This is a genomic window from Thioclava sp. F36-7, from assembly GCF_002020075.1.
GTDB lineage: Bacteria > Pseudomonadota > Alphaproteobacteria > Rhodobacterales > Rhodobacteraceae > Thioclava > Thioclava sediminum.
In genome coordinates this window covers 251,439-265,674 of sequence record NZ_MPZR01000006.1, presented here as the reverse complement: position 1 = coordinate 265,674, position 14,236 = coordinate 251,439, and the positions used below count along the sequence as shown (strand labels likewise).

At 62.7% G+C, this 14,236-nt stretch carries 19 protein-coding genes; 1 reads left to right on the top strand and 18 read right to left on the bottom strand.

Annotation, left to right across the window (positions count from 1 at the left end; all coding sequences use genetic code 11):
- Positions 1-19 precede the first annotated feature (19 nt).
- The 5 genes from rplP to rplB are packed head-to-tail and all read right to left on the bottom strand — an operon-like array spanning position 20 to position 2,662.
- Positions 20-433, bottom strand: a complete 414-nt coding sequence (gene rplP, locus BMI89_RS13225; RefSeq protein ID WP_078542381.1) for a 50S ribosomal protein L16 — start codon at positions 431-433, stop codon at positions 20-22.
- A 14-nt stretch (positions 434-447) separates the two neighbouring features.
- Positions 448-1,155 carry a 30S ribosomal protein S3 gene (gene rpsC / locus BMI89_RS13220; protein ID WP_078521288.1) on the bottom strand — a complete coding sequence of 236 codons (708 nt, stop codon included), beginning with the start codon at positions 1,153-1,155 and terminating at the stop codon, positions 448-450.
- Entirely contained in the window at positions 1,155-1,535 is a 381-nt protein-coding gene (gene rplV / locus BMI89_RS13215; RefSeq protein ID WP_078521290.1) for a 50S ribosomal protein L22, read from the bottom strand. The genes rpsC and rplV overlap by 1 nt, the downstream gene beginning before the upstream one ends.
- 5 nt (positions 1,536-1,540) lie before the next feature.
- Positions 1,541-1,819 (bottom strand): 30S ribosomal protein S19, encoded by a 279-nt coding sequence (gene rpsS, locus BMI89_RS13210; protein WP_078521291.1) that lies wholly within the window; start codon positions 1,817-1,819, stop codon positions 1,541-1,543.
- A gap of 3 nt (positions 1,820-1,822) precedes the next feature.
- On the bottom strand, positions 1,823-2,662 hold the full coding sequence (rplB, locus tag BMI89_RS13205; RefSeq protein WP_078521293.1) for a 50S ribosomal protein L2: 840 nt from the start codon (positions 2,660-2,662) through the stop codon (positions 1,823-1,825).
- A 255-nt stretch (positions 2,663-2,917) separates the two neighbouring features.
- Here rplB and BMI89_RS13200 point away from each other — a divergent pair, with 255 nt between their 5' ends.
- Complete coding sequence (locus BMI89_RS13200; protein WP_078571263.1) at positions 2,918-3,223, top strand: SH3 domain-containing protein; 306 nt, start codon at positions 2,918-2,920, stop codon at positions 3,221-3,223.
- Positions 3,224-3,334: 111 nt separating this feature from the next.
- Here the strand turns inward: BMI89_RS13200 and BMI89_RS13195 are convergent, their stop codons facing one another.
- From BMI89_RS13195 to BMI89_RS13135, 13 genes are all read right to left on the bottom strand, one after another.
- On the bottom strand, positions 3,335-3,631 hold the full coding sequence (locus BMI89_RS13195) for a 50S ribosomal protein L23 (RefSeq protein ID WP_078521296.1): 297 nt from the start codon (positions 3,629-3,631) through the stop codon (positions 3,335-3,337).
- On the bottom strand, positions 3,628-4,248 hold the full coding sequence (rplD, locus tag BMI89_RS13190; protein WP_075773839.1) for a 50S ribosomal protein L4: 621 nt from the start codon (positions 4,246-4,248) through the stop codon (positions 3,628-3,630). The genes BMI89_RS13195 and rplD overlap by 4 nt, the downstream gene beginning before the upstream one ends.
- On the bottom strand, positions 4,245-5,111 hold the full coding sequence (rplC, locus tag BMI89_RS13185) for a 50S ribosomal protein L3 (protein WP_078542383.1): 867 nt from the start codon (positions 5,109-5,111) through the stop codon (positions 4,245-4,247). Before rplC ends, rplD begins: the two co-directional genes overlap by 4 nt.
- Before the next feature lie 10 nt (positions 5,112-5,121).
- Complete coding sequence (gene rpsJ / locus BMI89_RS13180) at positions 5,122-5,430, bottom strand: 30S ribosomal protein S10 (RefSeq protein ID WP_036639457.1); 309 nt, start codon at positions 5,428-5,430, stop codon at positions 5,122-5,124.
- A gap of 213 nt (positions 5,431-5,643) precedes the next feature.
- On the bottom strand, positions 5,644-6,819 hold the full coding sequence (tuf, locus tag BMI89_RS13175; protein WP_078571262.1) for an elongation factor Tu: 1,176 nt from the start codon (positions 6,817-6,819) through the stop codon (positions 5,644-5,646).
- 60 nt (positions 6,820-6,879) lie between these two features.
- A complete protein-coding gene (gene fusA, locus BMI89_RS13170; protein ID WP_078521302.1) occupies positions 6,880-9,003 on the bottom strand; it encodes an elongation factor G in 2,124 nt (707 codons plus the stop codon).
- Between the two features lie 18 nt (positions 9,004-9,021).
- Complete coding sequence (rpsG, locus tag BMI89_RS13165) at positions 9,022-9,492, bottom strand: 30S ribosomal protein S7 (protein ID WP_075773836.1); 471 nt, start codon at positions 9,490-9,492, stop codon at positions 9,022-9,024.
- Positions 9,493-9,504: 12 nt separating this feature from the next.
- Complete coding sequence (gene rpsL, locus BMI89_RS13160; protein ID WP_038074720.1) at positions 9,505-9,876, bottom strand: 30S ribosomal protein S12; 372 nt, start codon at positions 9,874-9,876, stop codon at positions 9,505-9,507.
- 244 nt (positions 9,877-10,120) lie between these two features.
- The gene (locus BMI89_RS13155; protein ID WP_168176812.1) at positions 10,121-10,858 is read right to left on the bottom strand and encodes a phosphatase PAP2 family protein; all 738 of its coding nucleotides are present in this window, start codon (positions 10,856-10,858) and stop codon (positions 10,121-10,123) included.
- Complete coding sequence (locus BMI89_RS13150) at positions 10,839-12,287, bottom strand: glycosyltransferase family 39 protein (protein ID WP_078571260.1); 1,449 nt, start codon at positions 12,285-12,287, stop codon at positions 10,839-10,841. The genes BMI89_RS13155 and BMI89_RS13150 overlap by 20 nt, the downstream gene beginning before the upstream one ends.
- The gene (locus BMI89_RS13145; protein ID WP_078521308.1) at positions 12,262-12,567 is read right to left on the bottom strand and encodes a lipid-A-disaccharide synthase N-terminal domain-containing protein; all 306 of its coding nucleotides are present in this window, start codon (positions 12,565-12,567) and stop codon (positions 12,262-12,264) included. Before BMI89_RS13145 ends, BMI89_RS13150 begins: the two co-directional genes overlap by 26 nt.
- Before the next feature lie 5 nt (positions 12,568-12,572).
- Positions 12,573-13,322: a glycosyltransferase family 2 protein gene (locus BMI89_RS13140; RefSeq protein ID WP_078542973.1), complete on the bottom strand. Its 750-nt coding sequence runs from the start codon at positions 13,320-13,322 to the stop codon at positions 12,573-12,575.
- Between the two features lie 117 nt (positions 13,323-13,439).
- Positions 13,440-14,150 carry a hypothetical protein gene (locus BMI89_RS13135; RefSeq protein WP_078571259.1) on the bottom strand — a complete coding sequence of 237 codons (711 nt, stop codon included), beginning with the start codon at positions 14,148-14,150 and terminating at the stop codon, positions 13,440-13,442.
- Between the last annotated feature and the right edge of the window lie 86 nt (positions 14,151-14,236).

Genomic DNA, 14,236 nt, shown 5'->3' with positions numbered 1-14,236 from the left:
TTCAGCAGTCAGACCGGGATTACCAGTCCTGACGCTCGACGATACGGCAGGCGACCGGAAGTTTGGCCGCGCCGAGGCGCAGAGCCTCGCGAGCGGTCTCTTCGTTGACGCCGTCGATCTCGAACATCACGCGGCCGGGCTTGACCTTGGCGGCCCAACGGTCGACCGAACCCTTACCTTTACCCATACGGACTTCGGTGGGTTTCGCAGTGATCGGGGTATCCGGGAAGATCCGGATCCAGACACGGCCTTGACGCTTCATGTGGCGGGTGATCGCACGACGCGCAGCTTCGATCTGACGGGCGGTGACGCGCTCGGGCGCCTCTGCCTTGAGGCCGAAGTGACCGAAGTTCAGGTCGAAACCACCTTTGGCTTCACCGTGAATCCGGCCTTTGTGCATCTTGCGGAACTTCGTCCGTTTCGGTTGCAGCATAACTATCTACTCCCTCAGCGATCGCGACGCGGGCCGCGCGGTGCCGGGCCCTCTTGGGCTTCAGCGTGCTTGCGGTCACGAGCTTGCGGATCATGTTCCATGATCTCGCCTTTGAAGATCCAGACCTTCACGCCGATGATCCCGTAGGGGGTCGACGCTTCGGACAGCGCATAGTCGATGTCGGCACGCAGGGTGTGCAGCGGAACGCGACCTTCGCGATACCACTCGGTACGTGCGATCTCGGCGCCGCCCAGACGGCCAGCGACGTTCACACGGATACCAAGACCACCCATACGCATCGCGTTCTGCACCGAGCGCTTCATGGCGCGACGGAACGAGACACGACGCTCGAGCTGCTGTGCGATCGACTCGGCGACGAGCTGCGCATCGAGTTCCGGCTTGCGGACTTCGACGATGTTCAGGTGCAGCTCGCTGTCGGTGAAGTTCGCCAGCTTCTTGCGGAGCGCTTCGATGTCAGCGCCCTTCTTGCCGATGATGACGCCCGGACGTGCAGCGTGAATGGTCACACGGCACTTCTTGTGCGGACGCTCGATGATGACGCGGCTGATGCCGGCCTGCTTGGCTTCCTCGTGGATGAACTCGCGGATCTTGATGTCCTCGAGCAGCAGGTCGCCATAGTCTTTGCTGTCGGCATACCAGCGGCTATCCCAGGTGCGGTTGACCTGGAGGCGCATGCCGATCGGATTAACCTTCTGACCCATTACGCTTGCTCCTCAACCTGACGCACCTTGATGGTGATTTCCGAGAACGGCTTCATGATCTTGCCGAAGCGACCACGTGCCCGCGGACGGCCACGCTTCATCACCAGGTTCTTGCCAACCCAGGCTTCCGCAACGACGAGCTCGTCCACGTCCAGGCCGTGGTTGTTCTCAGCGTTGGCGATTGCCGACTGAAGGCACTTCTTCACGTCGAGCGCGATGCGCTTCTTCGAGAAGGTCAGGTCCGAAAGGGCCTTGTCGACCTTCTTGCCACGGATCATCGCGGCGACGAGGTTCAGTTTCTGCGGCGAGGTGCGAAGCATGCGGGTCTTCGCCATCGCTTCGTTCTCCGCCACGCGGCGCGGATTCTTTTCCTTACCCATGACGATTACTTCCTCTTGGCTTTTTTGTCGGCCGCATGCCCGTAATAGGTGCGGGTCGGCGAATATTCACCGAACTTCTGACCGATCATTTCCTCGGTGACGTTCACCGGGATGTGCTTGTGGCCGTTGTAGACCCCAAAGGTCAGACCAACAAATTGCGGCAGGATGGTGGAGCGACGCGACCAGATCTTGATGACGTCGCCTTTGCCCGACTCGCGAGCCTTCTCTGCTTTTTTCAGCAGGTAGGCATCAACGAAGGGGCCTTTCCAAACAGAACGAGACATATGTTAGCGACCCTTCTTCTTCGCGTGACGCGAACGCAGGATATACTGGTCCGTCTTCTTGTTGACGCGCGTGCGCTTGCCCTTGGTGGGCTTGCCCCACGGCGTAACCGGATGACGGCCACCCGAGGTACGACCTTCACCACCACCGTGCGGGTGGTCGATCGGGTTCATCGCGACACCGCGGACGGTCGGACGGACGCCCATGTGGCGCTTACGACCGGCTTTACCGAGGTTCTGGTTCGAGTGGTCGGCGTTCGACACGGCACCGATGGTCGCCATGCATTCCTGACGCACGAGGCGGAGTTCGCCCGACGAAAGACGCAGCTGAGCGTAGCCACCGTCACGGCCGACGAATTGGGCGTAGGTGCCCGCTGCGCGTGCGATCTGGCCACCCTTGCCGGGCTTCAGTTCGACGTTGTGGACGATGGTACCGATCGGCATGCCCGAGAACGGCATCGCGTTGCCCGGCTTGACGTCGTGACGCGAGCCCGAAACGACCTTGTCACCGACAGCGAGACGCTGGGGTGCGAGGATGTAGGCCTGCTCACCATCTTCATAGTTGATCAGCGCGATGAAGGCGGTCCGGTTCGGATCGTATTCGATCCGCTCGACGGTGCCTTGAACATCGAACTTGCGACGCTTGAAATCGACGATGCGGTAGAGACGCTTCGCGCCACCACCCTTGTGCCACATCGTGATCCGCCCGGTGTTGTTCCGGCCACCCGACTTGGTCAAACCCTGCGTGAGGGCTTTGACCGGACGGCCTTTCCAAAGCTCCGAACGGTCGATCAGAACCAGCCCACGCTGGCCCGGCGTCGTCGGCTTATACGACTTGAGTGCCATGCTTTCTGTCTTCCGTTGGTTTGCGGCGAGTTGCCCCGCCTGTCTGTGTGTATAGGGCCCCGAAGGTCCCCGAATTCAAAAATCACGGGCCCCGGAACGAATCCGAGGCCGCGAGACTGGCGCGATGTAGCAGGGATGCGGGGGTGAGTCTATAGGCTTGGCCTGTTTTTGCGCGCGATGGTCCAAGCAACTGGCGCTTCGTCGTCCGGGCGGGCAAAATGGCTCTCGAGGCAGAAGACATAACAGGAGCAACCAATGCGTCCAACCCGAGTAATCCTCCTTGCAGCCCCGCTCTGCGCGGCAGCCACCCTCGCCACCCCGACTCTCGCCGACGCGTGGCGCGGCACCTATGAGGTCGCCGGGGTGAAAGGCGAGGACATGCTGAAACTGCGCGCAGGCCCCGGCACCGGCTACAAGGTGATCCTGGGGCTTCCCAACGGCGCGCTCGTCCACGTGCGCAGCTGCGAGCGCAGCGGCAATACCCGCTGGTGCAACGTCTCGCTCGACGTCGCCCGCAACCTGCGCGGCTATGTCTCGGAAAGCTACCTGCGGGAGAAATGACCCGCAGAGCCCGGGCGCCCCTTGAGAGGCAAGCGCCCCCTTCCCCATCATCACAAACGAAAAGGCCCCCGCGGATCGCGAGGGCCTTTCCAATGTCTCTGTCCTACCGGATTACAGGCCGGTGGTGACGTCGATCGTGTTGCCTTCTTCCAGCGTCACGTAGGCTTTCTTGAAGTCCGAGCGACGGCCGGGGGTGCCCCGGAAGCGCTTGGTCTTGCCCTTGGTGATGGTGGTGTTGACCGCCTTCACCTTGACGCCGAAGAGAGTCTCAACAGCTTCTTTGATCTGCGGCTTCGAAGCGTCTTTCGCGACTTCGAAAACAACAGCGCCGTTCTCCGAGGCCATGGTGGCTTTCTCGGTGATGATCGGCTTGACGATCACGTCGTAATGTTCGGGTTTCGCGCTCATTTCAGACGAGCCTCCAGAGCTTCGACACCCGCCTTCGTGAGCACGAGCGTGTCACGCTTGAGGATGTCATACACGTTGGCGCCCATCGAAGGCAGCACATCGATGCCGTCGATGTTGCGCGCGGCTTGGGCGAAGTTCTCGTTCACCTCGGCCCCGTCGATCACCAGCACCTTCTTCCAGCCCAGCTCCTTGGCGGCTTTCGCCAGCAGCTTGGTCTTGGCTTCGGCGAGCTGCGCGTCCTCTAGGACGATCAGTTTGCCAGCAGCGGCTTTCGACGACAGCGCGTGCTTCAGACCCAGAGCCCGGAACTTCTTGGGCAGGTCATGAGCGTGGCTGCGCGGGGTCGGGCCCTTGTAGACACCACCCTTGCGGAAGATCGGCGCCTTGCGGGAGCCGTGACGTGCGCCACCGGTGCCCTTCTGACGATAGATCTTCTTGGTCGAGTAGCTGACCTCCGAGCGGGTGAGAACCGAGTGGGTGCCCTGCTGAGCCTTCGCGCGCTGCCAGCGCACGACGCGATGCAGGATGTCCGCACGCGGCTCGAGCCCGAAGATCTCGTCGGCGAGGTCGATCGAACCGGCTTTGCCGGCGTCGAGCTTGATCACATCGAGTTTCATTGCTTGTCTCCTTCGGGCGCTTCGCCGCCGTCTTCGCCTTTGTCGGCTTCGATCGACTCTTCAGCTTCCTTCAGCGCAGCAGCTTCCTGAGCGGCCTGCTCCTCGGCGAGACGCTGAGCTTCGGCTTCAGCCTCGGCAGCAGCAGCGGCAGCGGCTTCTTCAGCGGCTTTCGCAGCGGCTTCGGCAGCCGACTTCAGCGCGGCGGGGTAGATGATGTTCTCGGAGAGCGGCTTCTTGACCGCATCCTTGACCGTCACCCAGCCACCTTTGGCGCCCGGAACCGAACCTTTGACCATGATCAGGCCACGGTCGGCATCGGTCTTGACGACCTGAAGGTTTTGGGTCGTGACGCGCACGGCACCGAGGTGACCGGCCATCTTCTTGCCCTTGAACACTTTGCCCGGGTCCTGACACTGACCGGTCGAACCGTGCGAGCGGTGCGAGATCGACACGCCGTGCGTGGCGCGCAGACCGCCGAAGTTGTGACGCTTCATAGCACCGGCGAAACCCTTACCGATCGAGGTGCCCGCGATATCCACGAACTGACCTTCGAAATAGTGGTTCGCGGTGATTTCCTCGCCCACTTCGATCAGGTTTTCTTCAGCGACGCGGAATTCCGCGACTTTGCGCTTCGGGGCGACATTGGCTTTCGCGAAGTGACCACGCAGAGCGGCGGTCGTACGCTTGGCCTTGGCTTCGCCAGCGCCGAGCTGAACGGCCGTGTAGCCGTCGAGTTCGGAAGTGCGCTGAGCCACCACCTGAAGCTTGTCGAGTTGGAGAACGGTCACAGGAACCTGCTTGCCGTCCTCAAGGAAGAGCCGGGTCATGCCCAGCTTCTTGGCGATAACACCAGTCCGCAGCATAATGCCCTCCTTACACCTTGATCTCGACGTCGACGCCCGCTGCGAGGTCGAGCTTCATCAGCGCGTCCACGGTCTGGGGGGTCGGATCGACGATGTCGAGAAGACGCTTGTGCGTCCGGATTTCCCACTGGTCACGCGACTTCTTGTCGATGTGCGGACCACGCAGAACCGTGAATTTCTCGATCTTGTTCGGGAGCGGGATGGGCCCGCGAACCTGGGCACCCGTACGTTTCGCGGTGTTCACGATTTCCTGGGTGCTGGCGTCCAGCACGCGGTAATCGAACGCCTTGAGCCGGATGCGGATATTTTGGCCGGTCATATGTCATGCCTCTTCGCATGGCGTGAAGGTTGAGAGGCAGACGGCACCGAATGTAGCGCCTGCATCGAACCTGAAAATCTTGGCAGATCAGGCGCGTCCTCTATGGCGTCACCCTGAGTCTGTCAAGAGCGAATGGCGCGCCTTTCGGCGCACCATTCAAATTCTTTCCAACTGTCGTTTTCGGGGCCCCGGAGAGGGCCCCGAAACCATCGATTACGCGATGATTTTGGAGACGACGCCGGCGCCGACGGTGCGGCCACCTTCGCGGATTGCGAAGCGCAGACCGTCTTCCATCGCGATCGGGGCGATCAGTTCGACTTCGAACTTCAGGTTGTCGCCCGGCATGACCATCTCGGTGCCCTCGGGAAGGGTCACGGTGCCGGTCACGTCCGTCGTGCGGAAGTAGAACTGCGGACGGTAGTTCGCGAAGAACGGGGTGTGACGACCACCTTCCTCTTTGGTGAGGATGTAGGCTTCAGCTTCGAACTTCGTGTGCGGCTTCACCGAACCCGGCTTACACAGAACCTGACCACGCTCGACGCCGTCACGGTCCACACCGCGCAGCAGCGCGCCGATGTTGTCGCCAGCTTCACCACGGTCCAGCAGCTTGCGGAACATCTCGACGCCCGTGCAGGTCGTCTTCGAGGTGTCGCGGATACCCACGATTTCCAGTTCGTCGCCGACGTTGATCACGCCACGCTCGACGCGGCCGGTCACAACCGTACCACGGCCCGAGATCGAGAACACGTCTTCGATCGGCATCAGGAAGGGCTGGTCCACGGCGCGCTCCGGCGTCGGGATGTAGCTGTCGACAGCTTCCATCAGCGCACGGATCGAGTTCTCGCCGATTTCCGGATCACGGCCTTCCATCGCGGCCAGAGCCGAACCCTTGATGATCGGGATATCGTCGCCGGGGAAGTCATAGGACGACAGAAGTTCGCGAACTTCCATTTCCACGAGCTCGAGCAGCTCTTCGTCGTCGACCTGGTCAACCTTGTTCAGGTACACGACCATCGCCGGGATGCCGACCTGACGGCCGAGCAGGATGTGCTCGCGGGTCTGCGGCATCGGGCCGTCAGCTGCGTTCACAACCAGGATCGCGCCGTCCATCTGCGCTGCACCCGTGATCATGTTCTTCACGTAGTCGGCGTGGCCGGGGCAGTCGACGTGCGCGTAGTGACGCGACTCGGTCTCGTACTCCACGTGCGCGGTCGAGATCGTGATCCCGCGGGCCTTCTCTTCCGGCGCGCCGTCGATCTGGTCATACGCGCGGAAATCACCGAAATACTTCGTGATCGCAGCCGTCAGCGTCGTCTTGCCGTGGTCAACGTGGCCAATCGTGCCGATGTTGACGTGCGGTTTGTTACGTTCAAACTTTTCCTTTGCCATGATGGCCTCCTGTCAGTGCGTTGGATTGGAAAGGCGCCGGGTTGCCCCGGCGCACGTCCCTTACGCGTATTTCTTCTGGATCTCGTCCGAGATGTTCTGCGGCACGGCTTCGTAATGGCTGAAGAGCATCGTGAAGACCGCACGGCCCGAGGACATCGAACGCAGGTTGTTGATGTAGCCGAACATGTTGGCGAGCGGCACGAAGGCGTTCACGACGACCGCGTTGCCGCGGGTGTCCTGACCTTGCACCTGGCCCCGACGCGAGGTCAGGTCGCCAATGATGCCACCGGTGTATTCTTCCGGGGTCACCACTTCGACTTTCATCATCGGCTCGAGCAGCTTCGCGCCAGCCTTGCGCAGACCTTCACGCATCGCGGCACGCGAAGCGATTTCGAAGGCGAGCACCGAAGAGTCGACGTCGTGGAAAGCACCGTCAACCAGCGCAACCTTGAAGTCGATCACCGGGAAGCCTGCCAGCGGACCGGAGTCCATGACCGACTTGATGCCCTTTTCGACGCCCGGGATGTATTCCTTCGGAACAGCACCACCAACGATGCGGCTCTCGAACGAATAACCTTCGCCCGGCTCGGTCGGCGTGATCTCGAGCTTGACGCGCGCGAACTGACCGGTACCGCCGGTCTGCTTCTTGTGCGTGTAGTCGATTTCGGTCGCGTGGCTGATCGTCTCGCGATAGGCCACCTGCGGAGCACCGATATTCGCCTCAACCTTGAACTCGCGCTTCATGCGGTCGACCAGGATGTCGAGGTGAAGTTCGCCCATGCCCTTCATGATGGTCTGACCCGACTCGAGGTCGGTCTCGACGCGGAAGGACGGGTCTTCGGCTGCCAGGCGCTGAAGGGCGAGGCCCATCTTCTCCTGGTCGGCTTTCGACTTCGGCTCCACGGCGATCTCGATCACCGGATCGGGGAAGGTCATCGTTTCGAGAACGACCTGGTTGTTCGGGTCGCACAGCGTGTCACCGGTGGTGGTCTCTTTCAGACCGGCGAGCGCGATGATGTCGCCTGCATACGCTTCTTCGATCTCGGTCCGGTTGTTCGAGTGCATCATCATCATACGACCGATGCGCTCTTTACGACCTTTGGTCGCGTTCAGGATCGAGTCGCCCTTCTTCATCGTGCCCGAGTAGAGGCGCGTGAAGGTGAGCGAGCCCACGAAGGGGTCGTTCATGATCTTGAACGCGAGACCCGAGAGCGGCTCTTCGTCATCGGCGTGACGCGCGATGTTCCGGGTTTCCGTCTCGTCGTCCGGCGAGAAGCCCATGTAGGCGGGCACGTCGAGCGGCGAGGGCAGGAAGTCGACCACGGCGTTGAGCAGCGGCTGGACACCCTTGTTCTTGAAGGCCGAACCACCCAGAACCGGAACGAAGGACAGCGACAGCGTGCCCTTACGGATCAGGCTGCGCAGCGTTGCGATATCGGGCTCTTCGCCTTCGAGATAGGCCATCATCGCGTCGTCGTCTTGCTCGACGGCGTTCTCGATGAGGTGCGAACGCCATTCGTCCGCAGTCGCTTTCAGATCGTCACGGATCGGCTGACGAACCCAGGCAGCGCCCAGATCTTCGCCTTTCCAGACCCACTCTTCCATGGTGACCAGGTCGACGATGCCTTCGAGTTGATCTTCGGCACCGATCGGGAAGTTCACCGGAACCGGGGTCGCACCGGTGCGGTCTTTGATCATCTTCACGCAGTTGAAGAAGTCCGCGCCGATCTTGTCCATCTTGTTGACGAAGACGAGGCGCGGAACCTTGTAGCGGTCAGCCTGACGCCACACGGTCTCGGTCTGCGGCTCAACACCGGCGTTCCCGTCGAGCAGCGCAACAGCGCCGTCGAGCACGGCCAGCGAACGCTCCACCTCGATGGTGAAGTCGACGTGGCCGGGGGTGTCGATGATGTTCATACGGAACTTGGTATCATCCGTACCTTCGGCGGTCGGATCTTCCTGCCACTGCCAGAAAGTCGTCGTTGCTGCCGAGGTGATGGTGATGCCGCGCTCGGCCTCTTGCTCCATCCAGTCCATGGTAGCAGCACCGTCGTGCACTTCGCCGATCTTGTGCGACTTGCCGGTGTAGAACAGGATGCGCTCGGTCGTCGTGGTTTTACCAGCGTCGATATGCGCCATGATCCCGAAGTTGCGATAACGCTGTAGGGGATATTCGCGAGCCATTGTGGCGTCCTTCCGTTATTACCAGCGATAATGGCTGAACGCTTTGTTCGCGTCGGCCATCTTGTGGGTGTCTTCGCGCTTCTTGACCGCGGAACCACGCGAGTTCACCGCATCCAGAAGCTCGCCAGCGAGGCGCTCTTCCATGGTGTTCTCGTTGCGGGACTTGGCGGCAGCGATGAGCCAGCGGATAGCAAGCGCTTCGCGGCGGGTCGGGCGCACTTCGACCGGAACCTGGTAGGTGGCACCACCCACACGACGCGAACGCACTTCGACCGAAGGCTTCACGTTGTCGAGGGCTTCGTGGAACACCTCGATGGGCTCACGCTTGAGCTTGCCCTCAACGCGGTTGAGCGCGTTGTAGACGATTTTCTCGGCGGCGGACTTCTTGCCGTCGATCATCAGGTTGTTCATGAATTTGGTCAGCACGCGATCGCCATATTTGGCGTCGGGCAGGACTTCGCGCTTTTCAGCGGCGTGACGACGAGACATCTCGAGATCTCCTTACTTCGGACGCTTCGCGCCGTATTTCGAACGGCGTTGACGACGGTCTTTGACACCTTGCGTATCGAGCACACCGCGCAGGATGTGGTAACGAACGCCCGGAAGGTCTTTCACACGGCCGCCACGGATGAGCACAACGGAGTGCTCCTGGAGGTTGTGCTTTTCGCCCGGGATGTAGGAAATGACCTCGAAGCCATTCGTCAGGCGCACCTTGGCGACCTTACGCATAGCGGAGTTCGGTTTCTTCGGCGTCGTCGTGTAGACGCGCGTGCAAACGCCACGCTTTTGCGGGCACTCTTGGAGGTGTTGCGACTTAGAGCGCTTCACCTTGGGCTGCCGCGGTTTGCGGATCAGCTGTTGGATCGTCGGCATTCGGTTCCCCGTTCTGCTGTCAATACTCGCCCCGTTTCCGGAGGCGCCACTTCTCGACGCGTTTCCGCGCGGATTCGCGAAAACGCCAAATCGCATTCCTCCCCGGCCCGAGGACCGCGGCGAATGCGTTGAATTCCAGAGGATCGGGGCGAAGGCCCGGATCATGACCACTAGAAATCGGCGACCCTTCGGGCAGACTTCGCCCGTCAGGTAGCGCGGCGTATAGGGGGAGTCGTTTGGGTTGTCAACTCTCGCGGCGGGTCCGTGCGAGGAGCTGCGCGCCCCACCCCGCAAAGAGGATCCCCCAGAGCAGCCAGGCCACCGTAAGGCTCACCAGCCCGGCGAAATAGGCGTCCGACAGGAAGTGCCGCCCGGTGCCGACCCGCTGCACGATGATGAAGACCGCGACGAAGACGCCGACGGCCCGCAGATAGAGCAATCCCCAGCGCGGCAGGCGCAGCCGCGACAGCTCCGCGCCGAGCCAGATCAGCAGCCCCAGCGCCACCGCCGCCGCCACCTCGCCCGACACGAACGAGCAGTTTCGCGAGCATTGATCGGTGAAGGTCCCCGCGAGGCTGAAATGATGCGCGCCGCCGAAGAGATCGACATCGGCCGGGCGCGCGCGTCCCGAATTGGCCTTCAGGACACCGTTCACGACCACGATCGGACCGAGCAGATAGAGCAGGCAGACGAAGGCCCAGATCCGCGCGGGCAGGCGCAGCACCGTGCGATGACGCAGCCCCGCCCAGGGCCAGGCCACGAGCGAGACGAGGAACAGAACGATCGAGACATCCCAGATCCGCTGGCGCAGCCACTCCCAGAGCGGATTGGTGATGACAGAGAACCCCTCCCCTGCCCGGTAGAACAGCCCGGCGACGCCGAGGTCGAGCTCCGGCACGAAGCGGAACAGCAGGAAGCCCCCGATCCACGCCGCCAGCAACAAGCGGCCCGCGAAGATCATGTCAATTTTCGGAACGGACACAGCGCGCCTCCACCAGATAAGCCGCATAGCCTTTGCCTGCCCAGGTCCCGGTCGCGTCGAGTTGCGCCTCGGGCGCAACCGGACCGCTACCGCAATCGGGCGCGCTATTGGCGATCACCAGCAAACGACCATTATAGTCCTGTGGCAAGGGCCACATCTGCTCGTAATAGCTGTCGGCGCGCAGCTTGGGGTTCGGAGCAAAGACGGTCACGCCCGAATCCTGCCCCGTATAGTAAAGGTCAGCGAGGATCGCGCGATTGCCCGTGTAGACCGGCACGTCGGCCGCTTCCGCGAGCGTGAGGATCTGGCGGCTCAGATCGGCCTGCCCCAGCCACCGCTTCAGAAGCGGCGCGCCATCTCGGTCCGGATAGGGCGCGAGGACCGTCAGCAGCGGGATCGACAGCGCGATCAGCCCGTTGATCAGGAGCGCGATCCAGCGCCAGATGCCACGCAGCACCATCACAGCCAGAACGGTCCCGGCGAAATAGGCGGCGACCGCCCAGTTCGCATAGGCACGATCCAGCAGCGCCTCGATCGTCACCGCGACCAGCGGCGGCACCGAGAGCATCGCCAGCCCGCGCTTGTCCGGGTCGCCCCAGCCCGCACAGCCGATCAGCAGCGCCACCATCGTCACCGGCCCGAAGACCGCGAATTGCGAGGCGACGAACTCCACCATCGAGCCGAAATTCAGCGCCGCCCCTTCGCGGACCCAGCCGACATTGTCCATCGTATGCGAGACCGTGGTCAGCCCGTTATTCAGGTTCCAGACCACGTTCGGCGCGATCACCAGTCCGAAGGCCAGCGCCGCAATCACCATATTACGCCAGCCGATCCGCCACGCCGGCGCCACGAGCGCCGCCAGCGCCAGACCGGGGATCAGGTAGATCGCAGCGTATTTCGCCATGAAGGCCAACCCCGCCGTGACGCCCGCGGCCAGCGCGTCCGACCAGCGGCGGCTCTCGCCGGTGCGATGCAGAAACAAAAGGCTCAGCGCGTAGAACGGCGCCATCACGGTATCGGTCGAGATCAGCACCGAGCCGACCGCGACGAAGGGCAGCGTGACATAGATCGCCGCCGACCAGATCGCGACCGAACGCCCCGCGATCCGCGCGCCCAAGGCGCCGAGCACCAGCGCCGTGATGCCGTGCAACACGGCGCCCGGCATCCGCACCCAGGACGGCGCGTCCGAGCCTGCCAGATCGGTCACCGCGCGCAGCAGCCAGCCTATCAGCGGCGGTTTGGAGTAATAGCCGAAATCGAGATGCTGGCCCCAGAGCCAGTATTGCGCCTCATCGACGAAGAGATCGGTCTTGTTGAACGCCAGAAGTACCAGCCGCAGCGCGGTGACCGCGGCGACGACGATCAGGGCCGGGACGAGCCAGCCGTCCCGATCGCCCCTGCGTTCAAGCTTCGCGTTTACGCTTGGCATGGATCAGCCACAGATTGCGCCCGTAGATGAACACGCCGAGCGACTGGCCGAGAACGAAGACGGGGTCTTTGCGATAGAGCGCATAGGTCAGCAGCATCACGCCGCCGGCGAGCGAGAAATACCAGAATGCGACCGGCACCACGGATTCGCCTTTGCGCTCGGACGCGATCCACTGGACGAGAAACCGCCCCGTGAACATGAGCTGCGCGAGCAGGCCGAAAAGGACCCACCACAGCTCGAGAACGCTGTCCGCGTGAAGCACATCCATCAGCCAGTCCATAGGCGTCACTCCTCGCGCATCACTTCGCCGGGCTGCGCTTTCTTGCGCCGACGGAGAAGCCACGCGACGCCCATCAGGTCGACAATGCCGACGAGACCGCGTTGCAGGTTGTTGTAATTCGAGCTGCCGCCGCCGCGCGAACGGTGAGCGACGTCGACATGGGCCACCTGCCACCCGTCGCGCGAGAACAACGCGGGGAGGTAGCGGTGCATATGGTCGAAATAGGGCAGCGCGAGGAACGCCTCGCGCCTGAAAGCCTTGAGGCCGCAGCCGGTGTCGCGGGTGCCGTCTTTCAGGATCGCGCCGCGGATCTTGTTCGCGAGCTTCGAGGCGAGCTTCTTGGACATCGTGTCCTGCCGCCCGACGCGTTGGCCTGCGACTAGACCGATCTTCTCGGAATTCGCCGCGCGCAGCGGCGCCATCAGGGCGGGAAGCTCGGAGGGCGGGTTCTGACCGTCGCCGTCCAGCGTGCAGATGATGCTGCCCTTCGCGGCCCGAACCCCCGAATGGACGCCCGCGCTTTGACCGCCCGAAGCCCGCTGACCGGCGGCATTCTTGTGCTGCAGCAGGCGCAGGTTCGGGTGGGTCTTCATCCGCTCGCGCAGGATCTGGTCCATCCCGTCATCCGAGCCGTCATCGACTACGATCACCTCGTAATCGCAGACCGGCGCGCAGGCGGCGTCGATCTCGTCGAGAAGCCCCGCGATGTTCGGCGCTTCATTCTTCGCGGGGATCACGATTGAAATCTCGGGCATGGGTGCCGGAACTCTCTTGTCGCTGGGCCGGGATGGCGCCGAAGGTGCGGCTCTATTAGACCCGCCACCCGGTCTTGTAAACGGATCATCCCGGAGCAGCCGCGTCCCTGTGGCGGATCAGCCGAATTTCGCGAAAAGCTTCGAATAGCTCGGCTTGAGGGCGTTTCGCATCTCCATTGCACGTTCCATGTCGCCCGCCATCGCCGCGTCGTAGAAGAACGCGACGGAGACCGCGAAGCCGTCCACGAGCTTTTGATAGGCCATGTCGGTCTCGGCTTCGGGCGCGGGATGCTTGACGATCTGCGCCGCGAGGTAGCTCAGAAGCGAGGCGTCAGCGATCAGCTGACGCGCGCCCTCGCCGCCCATCCCGGCGTAATCGCGCGCGAGCACCTCTTCCATCTCCGCGTGATAGGCGTTCATCCGATCCGAGAAGCCCACGACGCCGTTGCGGATATGCAGATCGCCGATGCTGTCGCGCACCCCTTCGAGGGTCTCATGCGCCTCGGGCAGGTTCCCGGCGGCCACCTCTTCCTCGGCCTTCGCCGCGAGCTCGCTGACCTTGTCGAAGGTCGCGCCGAGAACCGCGTCATCGGCATATTGCGGCGGCGGCTCGGCGGTCCAAGCGTCGGACAGCGTCTGCCACTCGCCGACGAAGCGATCGAGCGCGGCCTTGGTCTCCGGCTGCTTGCCCTGGTTCGACAGGAACAGCGCCGCGCGGTAGTCGCCATAGGCCTTGCGCAGCTGCGCCTCCGCATCCTGATAGGCGCCCGCAAAGGCAGGCATGGCGATCAGCGCGCTCAGCGCGAACGGGGTGACAAAGCGGATCATCGGGGTCCCTCCTCCGGCAAACAGGCTCTCGGCTTTCGCCGTTACCCTGCCCCAGAGATCGGGTTCGCGCAAAGAAAAACCCCCGC

What these genes read in the sequence shown, in the direction of transcription:
- BMI89_RS13200 (WP_078571263.1), top strand. Translation starts at nt 2,918, where the DNA reads ATGCGTCCAACCCGAGTAATCCTCCTTGCAGCCCCGCTCTGCGCGGCA.
- BMI89_RS13140 (WP_078542973.1), bottom strand. Translation starts at nt 13,322, where the DNA reads ATGCCCGAGATTTCAATCGTGATCCCCGCGAAGAATGAAGCGCCGAAC.
- BMI89_RS13195 (WP_078521296.1), bottom strand. Translation starts at nt 3,631, where the DNA reads ATGAGCGCGAAACCCGAACATTACGACGTGATCGTCAAGCCGATCATC.
- tuf (WP_078571262.1), bottom strand. Translation starts at nt 6,819, where the DNA reads ATGGCAAAGGAAAAGTTTGAACGTAACAAACCGCACGTCAACATCGGC.
- BMI89_RS13145 (WP_078521308.1), bottom strand. Translation starts at nt 12,567, where the DNA reads ATGGACTGGCTGATGGATGTGCTTCACGCGGACAGCGTTCTCGAGCTG.
- rplC (WP_078542383.1), bottom strand. Translation starts at nt 5,111, where the DNA reads ATGCTGCGGACTGGTGTTATCGCCAAGAAGCTGGGCATGACCCGGCTC.
- fusA (WP_078521302.1), bottom strand. Translation starts at nt 9,003, where the DNA reads ATGGCTCGCGAATATCCCCTACAGCGTTATCGCAACTTCGGGATCATG.
- rplP (WP_078542381.1), bottom strand. Translation starts at nt 433, where the DNA reads ATGCTGCAACCGAAACGGACGAAGTTCCGCAAGATGCACAAAGGCCGG.
- BMI89_RS13135 (WP_078571259.1), bottom strand. Translation starts at nt 14,150, where the DNA reads ATGATCCGCTTTGTCACCCCGTTCGCGCTGAGCGCGCTGATCGCCATG.
- rplD (WP_075773839.1), bottom strand. Translation starts at nt 4,248, where the DNA reads ATGAAACTCGATGTGATCAAGCTCGACGCCGGCAAAGCCGGTTCGATC.
- BMI89_RS13150 (WP_078571260.1), bottom strand. Translation starts at nt 12,287, where the DNA reads ATGCCAAGCGTAAACGCGAAGCTTGAACGCAGGGGCGATCGGGACGGC.
- rplB (WP_078521293.1), bottom strand. Translation starts at nt 2,662, where the DNA reads ATGGCACTCAAGTCGTATAAGCCGACGACGCCGGGCCAGCGTGGGCTG.
- rpsG (WP_075773836.1), bottom strand. Translation starts at nt 9,492, where the DNA reads ATGTCTCGTCGTCACGCCGCTGAAAAGCGCGAAGTCCTGCCCGACGCC.
- rpsL (WP_038074720.1), bottom strand. Translation starts at nt 9,876, where the DNA reads ATGCCGACGATCCAACAGCTGATCCGCAAACCGCGGCAGCCCAAGGTG.
- rplV (WP_078521290.1), bottom strand. Translation starts at nt 1,535, where the DNA reads ATGGGTAAGGAAAAGAATCCGCGCCGCGTGGCGGAGAACGAAGCGATG.
- rpsC (WP_078521288.1), bottom strand. Translation starts at nt 1,155, where the DNA reads ATGGGTCAGAAGGTTAATCCGATCGGCATGCGCCTCCAGGTCAACCGC.
- rpsS (WP_078521291.1), bottom strand. Translation starts at nt 1,819, where the DNA reads ATGTCTCGTTCTGTTTGGAAAGGCCCCTTCGTTGATGCCTACCTGCTG.
- rpsJ (WP_036639457.1), bottom strand. Translation starts at nt 5,430, where the DNA reads ATGACCGGCCAAAATATCCGCATCCGGCTCAAGGCGTTCGATTACCGC.